This window comes from Pedobacter zeaxanthinifaciens, assembly GCF_003313335.1.
GTDB lineage: Bacteria > Bacteroidota > Bacteroidia > Sphingobacteriales > Sphingobacteriaceae > Pedobacter > Pedobacter zeaxanthinifaciens.
In genome coordinates this window covers 47,618-64,646 of sequence record NZ_QMHP01000007.1, presented here as the reverse complement: position 1 = coordinate 64,646, position 17,029 = coordinate 47,618, and the positions used below count along the sequence as shown (strand labels likewise).

The window sequence follows — 17,029 nt, the reverse complement described above, 5'->3', positions numbered from 1 at the left end:
GGTGCTTAAATTAATCTTATTTCCGTGTTGGAGGCTATCTCAAACCAGGTGTTTAGGTATCTGCTCGACTTGATTGCACTACGCAGCTTAATCTGTTTGGCAAGCGGGATATTACCAGCCCTGTTGGGGAAAAGGTTTCTCTTTTCGATCTCAGTTGCTATCGTGTCAAACGAGGCACGTCTTCCTGGGAGGTTCAGAAGAATAATAGCGATTGCCTCATGCAGCTTAATGGTGTTCTTGGTGCTTGTCATTAATTCCTTTTTGTATTTGGTCAAGATCAAAACTATTGCATCAAGTTTATGCAATGCTATTAATATGAAGGTTCAACTGAAGGAAATGTGTAGGGTTGAGAACGCACATTATTCGACAATGTTAAATCTAATCTGTTAATAGCCTTAATTAAAAAAAGAAAATAGGCTCAATCTTCATCACAAGTTACTTATATTTTTTTAATATTCAAGAGCTGATCAGCTTGAGGAGAATCTTCTAAATCTAGATATGGCTAGCAAGAAGTGTAAGCTCTTTTTTATTTGCTGAAATATTTATATATTGATTTATTGCTCAGAACAAATACAAGATGTCAATTTCTCCTTGACTTTTGGCATTTTTTAGTATATTTGATGTAATTCATAGACAGTCAATTAGTTGTGGCTTTTGGGTGAGCATCTGGTGAGCATTCCAAGAAAAACGATGTTTAAATAGGTCTGAAGGGTATTTTCAATGTCCCGTCCGGACCGCAAAAAACCCACTTAGAGATCATCTGAGTGGGTTTTTGCTTTTTAGCCGAAATTGCAACCAGTTTTAATTTGTTAAGGCGTTCTTGTAAGGTGTATCTAGATGTTATATTTCTTTATAATTGTGTGTTTAGGCTAAGGCTAGTACGGCTATATATCATGCTACTTGCATTGCTTGTAGATTTCGGTAATAGTAGCCAATCATTCTGTTCTATTGTATAGATAATTACTAAATAAAGCCAACAAGTTCTTGTACTTTTATGTAGTTTTATTACACTTAATTTATAAGTTAGCACCAATTATAGCAAGGCGACAGTGACAAATAATCTCGGCATATTTAGAAAAGAATTTTTGGAAGCTAACTCTTGGGCACAGAGAAAAGACGGCGTTCCTCTCGACCTGCTTGACAACTTGACTAACGAGGAGCTTAAAATTGCAGAAGTTGAACTTATAAAATTAGCAAGCTTAAAAGACAATTGGCCAATAGTTGGACTTGGACACATAAAATCAAAAGACGCATTACCGAAACTTTATGACTTGCTAGACAAAAGCAAAGGTTCAATGAAAGTGACTATTGCGCATTCAATTTTTCAAATATGTCAAGACACACAAATGATTGAAATTGTTCTTGAAACAATGCCGAGAATAACTAACCAATATGAACTCATTGACGTTTTATATTATTTGCCTGACTTCAAGGATAAGCGAATTACAGAAATGCACAATGATTATAGAAATCACAAAGAATATTTAGTTGCTTATAATGCGACACGTTATCTTGGCTTACCGACAGACGAAGTGGTTGAAAAATTCCGTGACAAGACTAAACCAAAAAGTATATGGAACAGGTTAACGGGAAAATAACTGGTGCTAACACGGGTTTTGCGTCAGGCGGGATGACGTGCAAACTTGGAGCTTTGTGCTTCTATTCAAGTTCAGTGCTGGCCGACAGTTTTGTTCTCCGAAGCCCGCCCGAACGCAAAGCCCGAAACCGTTATAGGGCATTTAAGAAAGACCGTGTTTAAGAGAAAAGAATTGACAGACATATATTCAGCATATCTGAAGACAAACGAAAATCCGTTTGAAAGGCAAGATATGTTAACAAAATTCTGGACAAGTAATAAAACCTATAAGACTGAAAATCTTCAATTTTTAGAATCTGCGGTTGCCGACAAGGATATCCAAAAATTAAAGTTTTCTATTGCTATGGCATTTCGAGATGTGTTGGACAAGGACTATTCCGACATTTTCTATAAAATCATTCTTGAAACGTGGCACGAAGAACATGAAGACATTGTTGAAATAGTTTGCGACTTTAAAGAAGAAAGATATTGCGATGCACTTTTAAAAATAGCATTGGAAGACAAGATTTATCGAAAGTTTGACGATGAAAACGAATCTACTTTAAGGAAATGTGTAAATGCATTGGTAGCTATAAACACTAAAAAATCAAAGGATATTCTTGAAAAATTAATCCTAACGAAAAATCTAAATGTTAGATTTGCTCTTGACATATAGAAATAAAACGCCCTATAACAGCCGTTTTGCAAAAGCGGTAGTTTCGTACTTCTATGACAGTGAAGTGCTAAATTCAAGCTTTGTGCACCTAATAAGTTTTAGTGCAGTAAAACCCCGCCTGCGCTGTAGATTTTGGCAGTAGTAGCCAATCATTCTGTCCCAAACTGTCCACTCCAGCTGATAGTTTTTGTTTTCCATCCCAATCGCACCCATTATCCACCACTTACATTTCTCTAATCCAATCCGACAGGCAACCAAGCTTCCTCACCAGCCTTTTGCGTGGCAGAAGCACAAAGGACTTCAGGCACCACTAAATAACCTATTTAAATTTAGATCAACAAGCTACATCTAAACTTCCCAAAAAAACCGATTATAAAGCGACCAGTATCGTTAAAACATATCGTTCGGCGCATTAACCCTAAACTACATCAAACCACTATCAAACAAGCTTTCTACTGGACACTTTCAAGCGAAAAAAGTGGCCACTTTGAAAAAACAGGTGGCCACTTTTAGGATATCCTCCATGCTAATTAATAGCTCGCGGAATATGAGCGTTAACTATGGGTTTACGGATAATAAGCGGTTTGCCTAAAACGGATTCTGGGACTAGATTTTCAATACTAGTGAGAAAACCGCTTTTATAGGACACGCCATCGTCTGAAGAATTATAGTGGTAAAATGGCATCAGTACTATTTTTGAGGCGAACTCACTATATATCAAATCATATTGTTTTATCCTTTTCAGCAACGAATCATCAAGCGCAAATATTTTTTTTACTTCTGTATCTAGCCTTTTTGAAAGGAACATGGTATCTATTCTTCCATTTTTATCAAAGGAAAATGCGATAGCATAAAAGTAGCCATGATCCTTTTTCAACGTAATGCCGTTATTAACGACCATTCCCTTAAGAATTGTTTCCGTTATAAATGTATCGATACTCGGATTTTTTCTTTGGCCAAACACAAAATTGCATATCAACATGCTTAAAATAATCATCGGGTATCTCATATTTATTAATAAATTGTTGGATTTCAGCTGAAAGGACCTGCCTGTTTTTAGCTTGGAAAAGAATGGTTTCCCATTCTTAATATTGCTTTGCCCTTCCTATAAGTGCTTGGTTAAGCTGTGACATGGCGTTATCGCTGTCACGCTTACATGAATAATTTGTGATTGTTAATAGCAGCAAAGAAAATATCAATGGGAGCTGTTTGGAGGTTAATTTTTGTCATGGTTTGTGCTCTTACCGTAGGGTTTATATTGGCAATAATATAATTAGTTGCCCTAAAAACATCACATGTCATTTATTTTTTACAAAATCGAACCCTTTAGGCTCTTTCATCAAATGCCTTCTATTTGTGATATTCATGTTTTTAAGGGTTGTAGAGATAGATTTCCAGTTATTAACCATTACAATTTGCAGGATAGCAAATGCCTTACATTGCCGATCCAAGATATGCATGTTATCTGAGTGGGTTCTTGCTTTTATAGCCTTTTTTATGTTCCATGTCCTGTTCAGCGTTATCTTTTGAAGTACATGAAGGTGCAAGTTTTAATAGAATGTTGTAGTCTTGCGCAAGTGGCAAGTTTAACCAATTAACTTGCTCGGCGCATATCCAAATAGCTTTTTAAAGGCGAAGGAAAAATGAGAAAGATCCTCAAATCCTAAATCCAGATAAATTTCGCTAGGTTTAAGATGCTTCTTTTGGATAAGAAAATGCGCTTCCTTTAGTCGCTTTTTAACAATCCACCTGCTAGGTGTATCAGCGAAAATTTTAAGGAAATCTCTTTTGAACGAAGAAAGGCTCCTTCCTGTTAAGTAGGCAAAACGCTCCAAGCCCACATTGAACTTGTAGTTTCTGTTCATGAAAGCTTCCAAGTTTATTTTTTGTGGAATGCCAAAATCAAACAAAATATCGCCCAACTGCGGGTTTGTTTGTAGCAAAATTAACAATAGCTCTTCCCTTTTAACTACGTCAAAAGCTTCATTAATTTGATGGCCAGCATTGTAATAGGGCATTAAAGAATACACAAAATTAGTAATCAACTGCGTTTTGGTTAGTTCTACAAAGGCACCTTTAGCTAAGGTATTGCCTTTATTGATCTGGTACTTTTGCTGAAAAGCTTTCAAGAAGGCTTCGTCAAATACCACAACAACTTTTTCAAATTCACCATTAAGCTCCTGTTTTGTATATCTTGCCAGATAATTTTTTCTGATCAAGCAGTATTCGCCTGATTTCATGGTGTACTTCGAGTCGCCATCGTAACCTGCTACTTCGCCTTTGGCCAAATACATAAAAATATGCTCCGGTATAAACTGTTCTGGAGATATTTCTGGACCCATATAGCAGGAAGTTAGTTCTATAGCTTGCCCCGACGTATTTATCTTACTGTTTTCCACCATTGCTTAAACGTTTGGTGCTGGTTCTTTAAATCAACCACTTCGCCAATCATCGGCGTTACCAGCGGTAGGGTATCATTGTTAAGTTTAGTCAGTTCTTTTAGCGGCTCATCCCACTCGTGTAAGGCCAGCATAAATTTTGAAGAGTGTACTGGAAATAACCTTTTAGCACCTAAATCCTTTGCCGCTTGTAAAGTTTCGTGAGGTAAGGTATGTATGGCTTGCCATGCCACATTGTACTGTCCGTTTTCCATAATGGCCAAATCAATAGGGGCAAATCGCTGTCCAATGGTTTTAAAGTGCGTATCATAACCGCTATCACCACCAATAAATATTTTGCCTACAGGAGTTTCTAATACATATGATGTCCACAGGGTGTTATTTCTAGAGAATCCACGACCAGAAAAATGCCTTCCCGGCACGGTATTAATTGTGAAGTTGTCGCCTAGCTGTACACTTTCATTCCAATCTTTTTCAATAAGCTGCTCAGCTTGATATCCCCAGTGTTCAAAATGTTCGCCAACCCCTAAACCGCAAATTACTTTGCCAACTTTGTTGCGCAGGGCCACAATAGTTTCGTAATCCAAATGGTCGTAGTGGTCGTGGCTAATGATTAAGTAATCGATATTCGGAAAATCGTTCACGCCGTAAACATCACTGCCCTTAAATGATTTGGTAGTGCCGGGCAAAGGCGATGCATTTCCACTGAATACGGGATCAATTAAGAAGCGTTTTCCATCGATTTGCATAAAATACGATGAATGCCCAAACCAAACCAATACGTCAGCGTCTTTTGGTAAATTTAGCAAATCTGTTTTAACCGAAGGGATAGGATCTACAGGCTTGCGTCGGGGATGCTTTTTAAAAAACATGTCCACCAAAATCCCAACCATTGAATAGCCTACTGTTAAATTTGGGGTATAACTGATGTTCTGAAATTTGCCATCTTTATAATTTGGAGATTGCATCATTCGTTCTAAGCGCTTACCGCTAGGCGCCTTACCAAATTTTGGCAACCGCATGTAAAAATAGGTAGATATAGCTAGCAAAACTGCTATGCTCAGTAAAACAAACATTGTGTATTTAATTATTTTTAAGGTTTTTTTCACTAATTATGATCAAATATCGGAAACAAAATTGCGCATTAAAAGCGATAGTTGCTTTGTTTAAAAGTTCAATTTCACTTTGTTCAAAAGTTCATTGTTGTACTGTTTTGTATTTTTGGAAAAACAGTTTGCCAAGAAAATCCCAAATCCACCTGTTACTATCTGCTTGGCGTTCTCCACAATCTATAATCCCACTTCTATAGGCAACAAACTTTGCCAGCTTTTGCATTGGCTTAAATTGCAGGTTTTTTTTCACCCAAATTGCTATCCGGTAAGCAAATAAATGTCCCCAAATTTCGGCCACAAAAGAGTCATCACTAATTTGAAGTTGCTTGCCAAAAATTTCTTGGTATTGTGCTTGGATTAGTGCGATTAACTGCGGACTATAACCGTACAAAAATTGTAGGTCTTTCGTTTGTTTATAAGGACTAAAATCAATGCTTACCACGAATTCACAAAAGCTTACATCTATGCTAAAGTGGGCAATTTGATAAGTATGTTTAATCGTTTTGTTCATAGGTTTTTTTATCAACGAGCAAATATCAAACGTTTGCGCAACAAATATGTGTGGGCAACATAGCGTTTGATGTGTCATTTTTTATAATTTAACCAAAAATTACACCACCAAACAAAACCAAATGTATGGAAAGACGAGATTTTATTAAAACTGGTGCACTTGCATCGGCTGGATTTAGCATTTTGCCATCAAGTAGCTTATTCGCAAAAGATACGCAAAAAGTTCGTTTAGGTTACATTGGGGTGGGAGCTAGAGGGATGAACCATATCAATGCTGGTTTGCTTAGGGAAGATGTGGAAATTGTAGCCATTTGTGATACTCAGGAAAGCTCGTTGAAAATTTGTAGAGCTGCCATTGCAAAGTCGGGCAAAGCTGCAGCAAAAGAATACACTGGCTCCTTAGATGCTTATAAAGCACTTTTAGATCGAAAAGATATTGATGCGGTAATCATTTCTACACCATGGCAATTTCACTGTGAGCAGGCTATTTACGCCATGAATGCAGGAAAATATGTAGGCTGCGAAGTAATTGCAGGATTAACAGTCAAAGAACATTGGGATATTGTACGTACCTCTGAAAAAACAGGAGTGCCCTACATGACTTTGGAAAATGTATGCTACCGCCGTGATGTACTTGCTGCGCTGAACATGGTAAGGCAAAACGTTTTTGGAGAGTTGGTGCATTTGGAAGGGGGCTATCAGCACGACTTAAGAGAAGTGCTTTTCAATAACGGAAAGCAATATTATGGTGGTGGCGTTGAGTTTGGGCCAAATGCTTTAAGCGAAGCGCAATGGCGTACGCAATTTAATATTGATGTTGATGGCGATTTATACCCTACACACGGCGTTGGGCCCATCATGCAATGCGTGAATATTAACCGAGGAAACAGATTTACAAACCTGGTTTCGTTTAGCTCGAAGGCAAAAGGCTTGGCAAGTTATGTTGAAGCTAAGTCTCCTGGTCATCCCAATGCCAAAATTAACTATAAAAACGGCGATGTTACCACTACATTAATCAATTGTGCCAACGGTGAAACGGTGATGTTAACACACGATACTCACTTGCCTCGTCCATATTCTTTGGGCTTTAGGGTGCAAGGCACTAATGGCTTATGGATGGATGTCAATAAATCGGTACACATTGAAGGCGTAACTAAACCACACAGTTGGGATAAGGCCGATGATTGGTTCAAGAAATACGATCATCCGCTGTGGAAAAAATACGAAAGCAATGCGCTTGGTGCGGGACATGGTGGTATGGATTGGTTTGTTTTCAACGCCTTTGTGATTGCAGTGCGAGATAAAAAGCAAACACCAATTGATGTGTATGATTCAGTGACAATGAGTGTAATTACGCCGCTTTCTACCAAATCCTTAAAAGAGGGGAACAAGCCGCAACAATTTCCTGATTTTACACAAGGCAAATGGAAGGAGCGAAAAAATACTTTTGCTTTGGATGATAGCGGTTATTAAAGTCGACAAGCTCTAGCAACCAATTACTGTGTTGGCTTATTGATGTTCCCTTAGTTCCGATTCGATTACAATTTTATAACAGCCTTGTTCGCTGTCATCCTTGTTTTTGATTAAATCCAACAAGGTATTGATGGCCCGTTGACCCTGTATTGCTGGAAACTGCTCCACCGATGCTAAAGGTGGATACTGCATGTATTTGGTAATTGGTGCATTGGAAAAACTCACAAACTCAATATCATCGTTTACTTTAATGCCCAGCTTTAGCGCTTGTTTAATGGCAAAGGCGGTAACGTAATCGTTAAACCCTACAATTGCTGTTGGCTTGCGCTTGTGTTTTACCAAAGTTGCCAAGGCCTCATTGGCTCCGGCTTCGCCTAAATCACAGTTCACCACAAAAGTGGGGTCAAACTTCAACCTGTTTTTTTGCATGGCTTTAATATAGCCTTCTTTTCGCTGCCCGCTAGAAATTAAGGATTGCGGACCATTGATTAGGCCTATGTTTCTATGCCCTCGTTTCAACAGATAGTTAACAGCCTCCATGCTTCCAGTTTCAATATTGCTGGCTACGTAGTTGATGTTTTTAAGCGGTGGAATCCTGTCAAAGTAAACAATAGGGATGCCATAATTTTTGAGTAGTTCAAAATGCTCAAAGTTATTTGTGTTTTTCGCTACCGATACCAGCAGGCCATCAATGCGATGATTTTTCATTTTCTCGACGAGCAATTTTTCGCGTTTTTCATCATCGTGTGATTGCGCTACCATTAACGTATAATTGCTGTCATAGGCGATGTCTTCAATGGCACTAATGGCCTCTGCAAAAAAAGCCTCTTCCAGCTCTGGAAGTATTACGCCTATGGTAAAAGTTTTACCTTTTTGAAAGAAGATAGCTGTTTGATTAGGCTCATAGCCCATTTCCGCGGCAGTTTCACGCACTCTTTGTTGCGTGGCTGCGCTTATGCTACGGTGCTGGTGCAAAGCTCTGGATACGGTAGAGAAAGATAAATTGAGTTTTTTGGCGATCTCTTTAATGGTAACAGGCTTTTTCATTTACTCGTTAGGTTTAACAAAAATGGTGCTGCCTTAAAGATAGTTAATCTTGCCTAAATTTGCTTTAAGAAATAAAAAAGCCCATTAATTTGAGGTTAATGGGCTATGTTAATTCATTTTTTGGGAGATTTTTGATCAACCGCTCACTTAAACAATTCCTGCTCATCCCTATCGGCGGTATTAATTTTTTTAAGGAAATCTGCAAATGCTGCGCCATCGTTGTCAGAGTAGGCACCATAGGCATCCAAAATATATCCGATATTCTTATCATTGTCTTCCACTAAATAAAGTACCGAGTTATCTGCCGGGTCAGACATGCCTTCGAACCTATAGGTTTTTACTATGGTTAGGTCATCGGTACTGTAAATTCTGTTCAAATCTTTTGATTGCATTTTACCGTGATCGGTCATTTTTAACTCGTGATCTATGCCTTTTTTTCTTAGTTTCTCTAAGATTTGGCTAAGGGTATTCATTTCAACTGGCTGTTCCATAATCGTTAAATTTATATAGTAAAAACAACCATGTAGGCGAATAGTTTTCAGCTTATCATATTAAACCTAAATGCAAGCAAACCAAATGCTACCCCTGTTGTTGTAATTGTGCCACATAAATAATCGCTTATCAATCAATTAACAAAATGTTGAATTTAAATACTTTGATGATGAAACAGCACCTATTTTACACCTTAATAATCTCTTGCTTTTTTGCATTTGGCTGCACTTCCAAAGATAGGGAAGTTGCCACTGCTAGTTTAAATGCTACTTCAAATGGAGCAGCAATTGGTAAAGCACAGTTTTTTGAAATGTCTGATGGGAAGATTAAAATGGACCTCGAAATCAATATGCCGGAAAAAGCGGATAGCAGCGTTGCAGTACATTTTCATGAACATGGCGATTGTGGTAACATGGGCGAAAACACACATGGGCACTGGAACCCAACTAATGAGCAGCATGGCAAATGGGATTCTGAAAGTTTTCACTCCGGCGATATTGGGAATATCTCGCTAGATAGTAAAGGTCAAGCTAAAATATCAGTAACTACCAACAGATGGAGTGTAGCTGAAAATGAAGCCAACAACATTATTGGCAGAGGCATTATTGTGCATGGTGGCATTGATGATTACGAAACGCAACCTACCGGAAACTCAGGCCCCCGCATAGGGTGCGGCGTAATTACAGCCATTAAATAAAAATCTTTATGGAATAAATTAAGCGTAGCCATCATCATTAAAAAAATGAACTAATGGCTACTCTTAATGTTCCTCAAAACGGCAAGGCCGTAAAAGGAAGTACTCGGAAACCTGTAATGGGCGTGGATTTAACTGCAATGGTTGATCTAGCTTTTCTACTCATTACGTTTTTTATGCTTACCACATCGTTAGGTAAGATGAATGCAATGGATATCGCGAAACCTGACACAACAGCTGATACGGCAGTTAGGACACCCTATCCAGCATCAAAAACAATGACCATTTTATTGGGGAAGGATAACCAACTGGTTTTTTATATGGGAGAAGCCAGTAATAGCCTAATGAAGGTGGCAAACCTATCACAAATACGCAAAGCGATTTTACAACAAAGCGCTTTAATTGCTAAAGATCACCAAAATTCAAAATTTAAAGATCTGTATGTAATCATCAAGCCAACAAATTCTTCTGTTTACAGCAACTTTGTAGACATTTTAGATGAAATGCACATTAACAAAATTAAATCCTACGCTATTGACGATAAGTATATACTCGATGAGGAAAAAAGTTTTATGAAAGCTAAAGGAATATAGCCTTCGAAAAAAAAATCACCTGGCACTCTCATGATGTGTCCAGGTGATTTTTAATTTTTATAAACCAAATGCAGTTTTTACTTGGTCAACGTAATCTAGTTTTTCCCAAGTAAACAATTCAACATTTAAGGTTTTTTGTTCGCCATTTGGCGATTTAAAAGTTTTAGTTACTGTCTCTGCTTTGCGGCCCATGTGTCCGTAGGCAGCAGTTTCACTATAAATAGGGTTTCTTAATTTCAAGCGCTGCTCAATAAAATAAGGACGCATATCAAAAATATCCTCTACAATTTTAGCAATCTCGCCATCGGTTTTACCCACTTTACTTGTACCGTAAGTGTTAATGTAAATACCCATTGGCTTAGCTACACCAATTGCATAAGAAACCTGTACCAAAATTTCATCGGCTACGCCTGCTGCAACCAAGTTTTTAGCAATGTGACGTGTAGCATAAGCAGCACTTCTATCCACTTTACTTGGATCTTTACCTGAAAATGCACCACCACCATGAGCACCCTTGCCACCGTAAGTATCTACAATAATTTTTCTTCCTGTTAAGCCAGTATCGCCGTGAGGGCCACCAATTACAAACTTGCCAGTTGGGTTAATGTGATATTGGATTTGATCATTAAACAAATGTGCGTATTGCGGATTGCTTTCAATGATTCTAGGAATTAAAATGTTGATGATATCTTCTTTGATTTTCGCCAACATGGTAGGTTCATCAGCAAAGTCATCATGCTGAGTAGAAATTACAATAGCATCAATTCTTACTGGTTTGTTGTTGTCATCGTACTCCAACGTTACTTGCGATTTAGCATCCGGACGTAAATAGGTAATTTCTTTGTTTTCACGTCTCAACACGGCAAGCTCCTGTAGCAATTTGTGCGACAGGTTTAATGCCAATGGCATAAAATCTGCAGTTTCATTGGTAGCGTAGCCAAACATCATCCCTTGGTCGCCAGCACCTTGTTCTTCCTTGGTGCTTCTATCAACGCCCTGGTTAATATCCGCTGATTGCTCGTGAATAGCTGAAAGTACACCGCATGATTTTGCTTCGAACATGTACTCGCTTTTGGTGTAACCAATTTTTTCGATCACATCCCTAGCAATCTGCTGCACATCTAAATATGTTTTTGATTTTACTTCACCAGCCAAAATCACTTGGCCTGTGGTAACTAAAGTTTCGCAAGCAACCTTCGAGTCTGCGTCAAAGGCTAAAAAGTTATCAATTAGGGCGTCAGAAATTTGGTCAGCAATTTTATCTGGGTGACCTTCAGATACAGATTCTGATGTAAATAAATACGACATCTTAAATTTTTATTAAATAAAAAAACAATAAAAGTTAAAATGGCTGGCTACCCAAATAGGCTGGTAAATAGAAGTGTAGAAATAAATTAGCACTTTTTTTTACGTGGTTGCAATCCGTCCCAAAACAGGGATGAGCAAATCAGTCCACTCTAACGCCCGCAAAACTACTACAATAAATTTTAATACTCAAAAATTATCAATTATTTTGTGCGCTAATTATTTATGTCGGTGAGCAAGTCCAATATCCTGTTTGTGATTAATCCTATTTCGGGAGGTAAAAAGAAATCTACTTTACCTGCTTTAATAGATAAGTATCTTGACAAGGATAAATTTGCACCCATTTACACATTTACGGAATACGTAGGGCACGCCGCTGAACTTGCCGAGGAAGCAGAGAAGAAAAATTACGATATCATAGTTGCGGTAGGCGGGGATGGCACCATTAACGAGGTAGCCAGTAAGTTGGTACATAGCAATAAAACATTGGGTATTGTTCCCTTTGGTTCGGGCAATGGTTTGGCCAGGTTCTTAAAAATTCCTCTTGATCCTAAAAAAGCCATCGCCTTAATTAATATAGCGCAGCCTCAAACCATTGATACAGCCGAGCTAAATGGTAAAAAATTCTTTAACATGGCTGGGATGGGTTTTGATGCCCATTTAAGTTCGGTTTTTGCCGGTAATAAAAAACGGGGCTTAAAAAGTTATGTTGAACTAGGCTTTAAAGAAATTACTACCTACAAAGCACAACCTTATCGCATTGAAATAGACGGGGTAAAACACGATGAGGCAGCATTTGCTATCAGTATTGCCAACTCGTCACAATATGGAAACAACGTGTACATTTCGCCTAAATCTTCATTAACTGATGGTTATTTAGATGTTTGTATTATCCACCCTATCTCATTGTTAAAACTTCCTTTGCTGGCTTTTCAAATGATCACTGCAAAAACACACCAGTCAAGCTTGGTGAAAATTATCAGAGGAAAACACATCCGCATTGAGCGCAACGCCCCAGATGCGGTACATTTGGATGGCGAGCCACTGCAATTGGGCGAAAAATTAGAAATAAAAATAGTACCTGCTTCGTTAAATATTTTAACACAGCCTTAAAAATTCAAACCGATACAAGATGTGTGACTAATACACAAATCAAGTAGCGAACTAATTAACCATCGAACATAGCATGAAAAAGAAAAAGACGTTTAATGATTTTAGCGGTATCATGTTTTCAACTGATCCTGACTTTGTTTACGAGGAAACCAGCAGTGCAGCTGAAGAAACCTTGCCAAATGCACAGCAGGATTTAAGAGTTATGCTCGACAGAAAAAATAGGGGAGGTAAAACGGTTACCCTGGTTACAGGTTTTGTTGGTACTTATGAAGATTTACAACACCTCACTAAAACGCTTAAAACCAAATGCGGTGTTGGTGGAAGTGCCAAAGACGGCGAGATAATTTTGCAGGGAGATTTTAAAGAAAAGGTGTTTTTACATCTGCAAAAAGAAGGTTATAAAGTTAAAAAGTCTGGAGGCTAATTTTCTTTATAATTATTTGTATTTCAGTTAATTGCGTAATAGTGTAATTGACACAATAAGTAAAATTTTTATCACAATTTGGTGTTTTTTGGATAAATATCTCCTTAGCTTTGCGGCATATTTAAACCAAAAATATGACCAAATATAGAAACCAAAAACCTCAGTTAGACTACCTGGGGCTTTCTGCGTTGGAATTTAAATACCAGCTCAGTGTACCCGAATTAGTCGAAGAAGCAATCAAGAATGGCGAGGGGACATTAGCCGATTCTGGAGCCTTAGCTGTAGATACAGGGAAATTCAAGGGCCGCTCACCAAAGGACAGATTTATTGTTGATGATGACCTAACCCGCGAAACTGTTTGGTGGGGAGATGTAAACATCAAAATTAGTGAGCATTATTTTGATGTGCTTTACCAAAAAATGGTAGCATTTTTAGAGGGAAAGCAAGTTTACGTAAGAGATGCCTACGCTTGTGCCAATAAAAACTACGCAACTAGCATTAGGGTAGTTACCGAGCATGCTTTTCAAAACATCTTTGCCAACAATTTATTTTTAAGGTATAACGAAGAAGAGGAATTGCCCGAACAACCGGAGTGGACTATTATTGCCATCCCATCGTTCTTGGCCAATCCATCCACCGATGGTACCAGACAAGAAAACTTCTCCATCTTAAACTTTTCTAAAAAAATTATACTTATTGGCGGTACAGCTTACACTGGAGAAATAAAAAAAGGAATATTTTCAGTACTTAACTTCGTGTTGCCACATCAAAAAAATACACTTTCAATGCATTGCTCAGCCAATGTGGGCAAGGATGGAGATTCGGCCGTGTTCTTTGGACTTTCCGGAACTGGCAAAACAACCCTTTCTGCTGACCCTAACAGGGCTTTAGTTGGAGATGATGAACACGGCTGGGGCGAAGGTACCATATTCAACTTCGAAGGGGGATGTTATGCCAAGTGTGTTGATTTAACAGCGGAAAAAGAACCGCAAATTTTTAACGCCATTAAATTTGGTGCGCTACTAGAAAACATCAACTATTTCCCTCATTCGCGTAATGTAGATTTTTCTAACATCGATAAAACAGAGAATACGAGGGTAGCCTATCCTTTGCACCACATTAGTAATGCCATGGAGCCTTCAGTTGCACCAGTGCCTAAAAATATCTTTTTTTTAACGGCTGATGCTTTTGGAGTGTTGCCACCAATTGCCAAATTAACGCCGGGACAGGCCATGTTTCACTTCATTTCGGGCTATACAGCAAAAGTTGCAGGTACCGAAACCGGGGTAACTGAACCACAACTTACTTTCTCGGCCTGTTTTGGAAAGGCATTTCTTCCGTTACATCCAACTGCCTACGCTAAATTGCTAGGCGAGAAAATGAAAAAACATCAGGTTAATGTTTGGCTGGTAAATACGGGATGGAGTGGCGGACCTTATGGTATAGGTAGCAGGATGAAATTAGCATACACTAGAGCTATGATTACTGCTGCACTAAATGGTGATTTGGAAAATGCAACATTTGTAAACCATCCAATTTTTGGTTTGGCAATGCCGGTTTCTTGCGCCAATGTGCCATCCGAAGTGCTAAATCCAAGAAACACCTGGAGTGATGCAACCGCTTATGACGCAAAGGCAAATGAGCTGGCAAAAGCATTTTTAAACAACTTTGAGGATTTTACTGAATTTGCCGACGAAGAGATGAAAAAAGGCATGCCGCAGCTCAAAGAAATGGCGGTGTAACACTTTTTTTTCTTTCAAAAATTTGCATTTAATTAAATTTTTAGTTTTAATTGCGTAAAGATTGTCTCAAGGGGCAATCTTTTTTAGTTATGCACGCTTCAACCTAGCTTAAGTAACGAATTAATTGTGTAGCGAATATTTAATTTGTAATTTAAATCAAAATTATAAATTTGCTTCCGCAACAATTCGGCCTATGCTGCGTTGACTGTATTAACTTATTTATTTAATTAGAAATTTAAAAAACAAGTACTAAAACTAAAAATTAAAAAAATGGCAAACGCACCAAAACCTACACCAGCTAAAAAAGAGAGCAGCGCTTCAGCGTCTAACTTATTTGCTACCTTAGTTATTCCAATCTGTATCCTTATTGGTGTAACCCTTTTTATCTTCGTATTAGGTAAACCATCTAACTTTAACGTTCCAGAAGATGTAGCTAAAGCAAACAGTTCATTATCTTTAGCTTTCTATAATGACGATACTCACTCATTTCTTCCTCACCCAGGTAACTACGGTGGTATGGCCTTCAAAGGTGGTTTCATTGTACCTATCCTAATTGGTATGCTTTTAATGGTATTCGTTTTCTCAATTGAGCGTTTAATCGTTATTGGTAAAGCTACTGGTAAAGGTAACTTAGAAGGTTTCGTTAAAAAAATTCAATCATTCTTAAGCACTGGTAACATCCAAGCTGCAATGGCTGAGTGTGATAAACAAGAAGGTTCGGTTGCTAACGTAATCAAATCAGGTTTGAAAAAATACAGCGAAGTAGAAGTTGATACTAACTTAGATGTTGAGCAATCGATCGTTGCTATCCAAAAAGATATCGAAGAAGCTACTGCTTTAGAAATGCCAATGTTAGAGCAAAACTTAACTGTAATTGCTACATTAGTATCTGTAGGTACATTAACAGGTCTATTAGGTACAGTAACAGGTATGATCAAGGCGTTTGGTGGTTTAGCTAACTCAGGTGCTCCGGATCAAGCTGCATTAGCAACTGGTATCTCTGAGGCTTTGATCAACACTGCAACAGGTATCTCTACCTCAACTTTCGCGATCATCATGTACAACATCCTTACTTCTAAAATCGATAAATTAACTTATGCTATTGATGAAGCTGGTTTCAGCATCATCCAAACTTATGCTAGTACGCATAAATAAGAATTATTTTAATTTTTCTTTTGCCGGCTTTATGGAAAACCGGAACAAGTAGCATCATTAGTTAAAATATTAATAATTTTTAGATTATGGGGAAAGCAAAAGTTAAAAGAAGTAGTACCTCGATTGACATGACCGCCATGTGCGATGTGTCATTCCTGTTGCTTACCTTCTTCATTTTAACAGCCACTGCCCGCCAGCCAGATCCATTGGAGATTACAACTCCGTCTTCTTCGGTACAGTTTAAAGTGCCAGATAAAGACATCTCTATTGTGAGCATTGGTAGAGGCAAAGTGTTCTTAGAAATCGTTGGTCAAGACGTTAAAAAAGCAACACTTGCTAGAATGGGCAACATTTATGGTCAAACATTCACCGAAGAAGAAGCAAAGAAATTTGCAGTAGTATCTACGTTTGGTGTGCCGTTTGGAAACTTAAAGCAGTTTTTAGCCATGAATGGAGAGCAAAGAAGTAAATCAGGTATCCAAACAGGTATTCCTATGGATACAACTAACAACAACGAGTTATTTAACTGGATTAAAGAGGCTCGTTATGCAACTTCTGAATTACACGGTATCGATATGCGTTTAAGTATCAAAGGAAACGCAGAAGAAAGTTATCCGGTAGTTAGAAAAGTAGTTGATCTGCTTCAGAGACAAAAAATTAACAAGTTTAGTTTAATTACCACGTCTGAATAAGGGCGGTGCAAAATAGAATTTAAGCA

The 17,029-nt window shown here is 38.1% G+C and carries 18 protein-coding genes; 10 read left to right on the top strand and 8 right to left on the bottom strand.

Annotated elements, in window-relative coordinates; all coding sequences use genetic code 11:
• Positions 1-5: 5 nt before the first annotated feature.
• Positions 6-251: a hypothetical protein gene (locus DUT68_RS12300; protein ID WP_113638506.1), complete on the bottom strand. Its 246-nt coding sequence runs from the start codon at positions 249-251 to the stop codon at positions 6-8.
• A 798-nt stretch (positions 252-1,049) separates the two neighbouring features.
• On the opposite strand from DUT68_RS12300, the gene DUT68_RS12295 reads away from it, so the two are divergent.
• Both DUT68_RS12295 and DUT68_RS12290 read left to right on the top strand, forming a co-directional pair.
• Positions 1,050-1,598 (top strand): hypothetical protein, encoded by a 549-nt coding sequence (locus tag DUT68_RS12295; protein WP_113638505.1) that lies wholly within the window; start codon positions 1,050-1,052, stop codon positions 1,596-1,598.
• A gap of 153 nt (positions 1,599-1,751) precedes the next feature.
• Complete coding sequence (locus tag DUT68_RS12290) at positions 1,752-2,252, top strand: hypothetical protein (protein WP_157960857.1); 501 nt, start codon at positions 1,752-1,754, stop codon at positions 2,250-2,252.
• A gap of 526 nt (positions 2,253-2,778) precedes the next feature.
• Here DUT68_RS12290 and DUT68_RS12285 read toward each other — a convergent pair.
• The 4 genes from DUT68_RS12285 to DUT68_RS12265 all read right to left on the bottom strand — a co-directional run bounded on the left by DUT68_RS12285 (position 2,779) and on the right by DUT68_RS12265 (position 6,274).
• The gene (locus DUT68_RS12285; protein ID WP_113638503.1) at positions 2,779-3,249 is read right to left on the bottom strand and encodes a hypothetical protein; all 471 of its coding nucleotides are present in this window, start codon (positions 3,247-3,249) and stop codon (positions 2,779-2,781) included.
• Between the two features lie 589 nt (positions 3,250-3,838).
• Positions 3,839-4,594, bottom strand: coding sequence for a helix-turn-helix domain-containing protein (locus tag DUT68_RS12275; RefSeq protein ID WP_237088331.1), 756 nt, complete (start codon positions 4,592-4,594; stop codon positions 3,839-3,841).
• 38 nt (positions 4,595-4,632) lie between these two features.
• Positions 4,633-5,727, bottom strand: coding sequence for an MBL fold metallo-hydrolase (locus DUT68_RS12270; RefSeq protein WP_198659589.1), 1,095 nt, complete (start codon positions 5,725-5,727; stop codon positions 4,633-4,635).
• A 121-nt stretch (positions 5,728-5,848) separates the two neighbouring features.
• Positions 5,849-6,274, bottom strand: coding sequence for a hypothetical protein (locus DUT68_RS12265; protein WP_113638499.1), 426 nt, complete (start codon positions 6,272-6,274; stop codon positions 5,849-5,851).
• Positions 6,275-6,399: 125 nt separating this feature from the next.
• Between DUT68_RS12265 and DUT68_RS12260 the strand changes: the two genes are divergently transcribed.
• Positions 6,400-7,746: a Gfo/Idh/MocA family protein gene (locus DUT68_RS12260; protein ID WP_113638498.1), complete on the top strand. Its 1,347-nt coding sequence runs from the start codon at positions 6,400-6,402 to the stop codon at positions 7,744-7,746.
• A gap of 36 nt (positions 7,747-7,782) precedes the next feature.
• Here DUT68_RS12260 and DUT68_RS12255 read toward each other — a convergent pair whose 3' ends face one another.
• Both DUT68_RS12255 and DUT68_RS12250 read right to left on the bottom strand, forming a co-directional pair.
• The gene (locus tag DUT68_RS12255; protein WP_113638497.1) at positions 7,783-8,793 is read right to left on the bottom strand and encodes a LacI family DNA-binding transcriptional regulator; all 1,011 of its coding nucleotides are present in this window, start codon (positions 8,791-8,793) and stop codon (positions 7,783-7,785) included.
• Between the two features lie 143 nt (positions 8,794-8,936).
• The gene (locus tag DUT68_RS12250; protein WP_113638496.1) at positions 8,937-9,284 is read right to left on the bottom strand and encodes a hypothetical protein; all 348 of its coding nucleotides are present in this window, start codon (positions 9,282-9,284) and stop codon (positions 8,937-8,939) included.
• 170 nt (positions 9,285-9,454) lie between these two features.
• Here DUT68_RS12250 and DUT68_RS12245 point away from each other — a divergent pair, with 170 nt between their 5' ends.
• Both DUT68_RS12245 and DUT68_RS12240 read left to right on the top strand, forming a co-directional pair.
• A complete protein-coding gene (locus DUT68_RS12245) occupies positions 9,455-9,982 on the top strand; it encodes a superoxide dismutase family protein (protein WP_237088330.1) in 528 nt (175 codons plus the stop codon).
• Between the two features lie 53 nt (positions 9,983-10,035).
• Positions 10,036-10,572 carry an ExbD/TolR family protein gene (locus DUT68_RS12240; protein WP_113638495.1) on the top strand — a complete coding sequence of 179 codons (537 nt, stop codon included), beginning with the start codon at positions 10,036-10,038 and terminating at the stop codon, positions 10,570-10,572.
• Between the two features lie 57 nt (positions 10,573-10,629).
• On the opposite strand, the gene metK is transcribed toward DUT68_RS12240, so the two are convergent.
• A complete protein-coding gene (gene metK, locus DUT68_RS12235) occupies positions 10,630-11,880 on the bottom strand; it encodes a methionine adenosyltransferase (RefSeq protein WP_113638494.1) in 1,251 nt (416 codons plus the stop codon).
• A gap of 222 nt (positions 11,881-12,102) precedes the next feature.
• Between metK and DUT68_RS12230 the strand changes: the two genes are divergently transcribed.
• The 5 genes from DUT68_RS12230 (at position 12,103) to DUT68_RS12210 (ending at position 17,003) form a co-directional block, all read left to right on the top strand.
• The gene (locus DUT68_RS12230; RefSeq protein ID WP_198659588.1) at positions 12,103-12,990 is read left to right on the top strand and encodes a diacylglycerol/lipid kinase family protein; all 888 of its coding nucleotides are present in this window, start codon (positions 12,103-12,105) and stop codon (positions 12,988-12,990) included.
• Between the two features lie 73 nt (positions 12,991-13,063).
• Complete coding sequence (locus tag DUT68_RS12225) at positions 13,064-13,414, top strand: translation initiation factor (RefSeq protein WP_113638493.1); 351 nt, start codon at positions 13,064-13,066, stop codon at positions 13,412-13,414.
• A 134-nt stretch (positions 13,415-13,548) separates the two neighbouring features.
• Positions 13,549-15,156: a phosphoenolpyruvate carboxykinase (ATP) gene (pckA, locus tag DUT68_RS12220; protein ID WP_113638492.1), complete on the top strand. Its 1,608-nt coding sequence runs from the start codon at positions 13,549-13,551 to the stop codon at positions 15,154-15,156.
• A gap of 270 nt (positions 15,157-15,426) precedes the next feature.
• Complete coding sequence (locus DUT68_RS12215; protein WP_113638491.1) at positions 15,427-16,311, top strand: MotA/TolQ/ExbB proton channel family protein; 885 nt, start codon at positions 15,427-15,429, stop codon at positions 16,309-16,311.
• Positions 16,312-16,397: 86 nt separating this feature from the next.
• Positions 16,398-17,003 carry an ExbD/TolR family protein gene (locus DUT68_RS12210; RefSeq protein ID WP_113638490.1) on the top strand — a complete coding sequence of 202 codons (606 nt, stop codon included), beginning with the start codon at positions 16,398-16,400 and terminating at the stop codon, positions 17,001-17,003.
• Positions 17,004-17,029 lie beyond the last annotated feature (26 nt).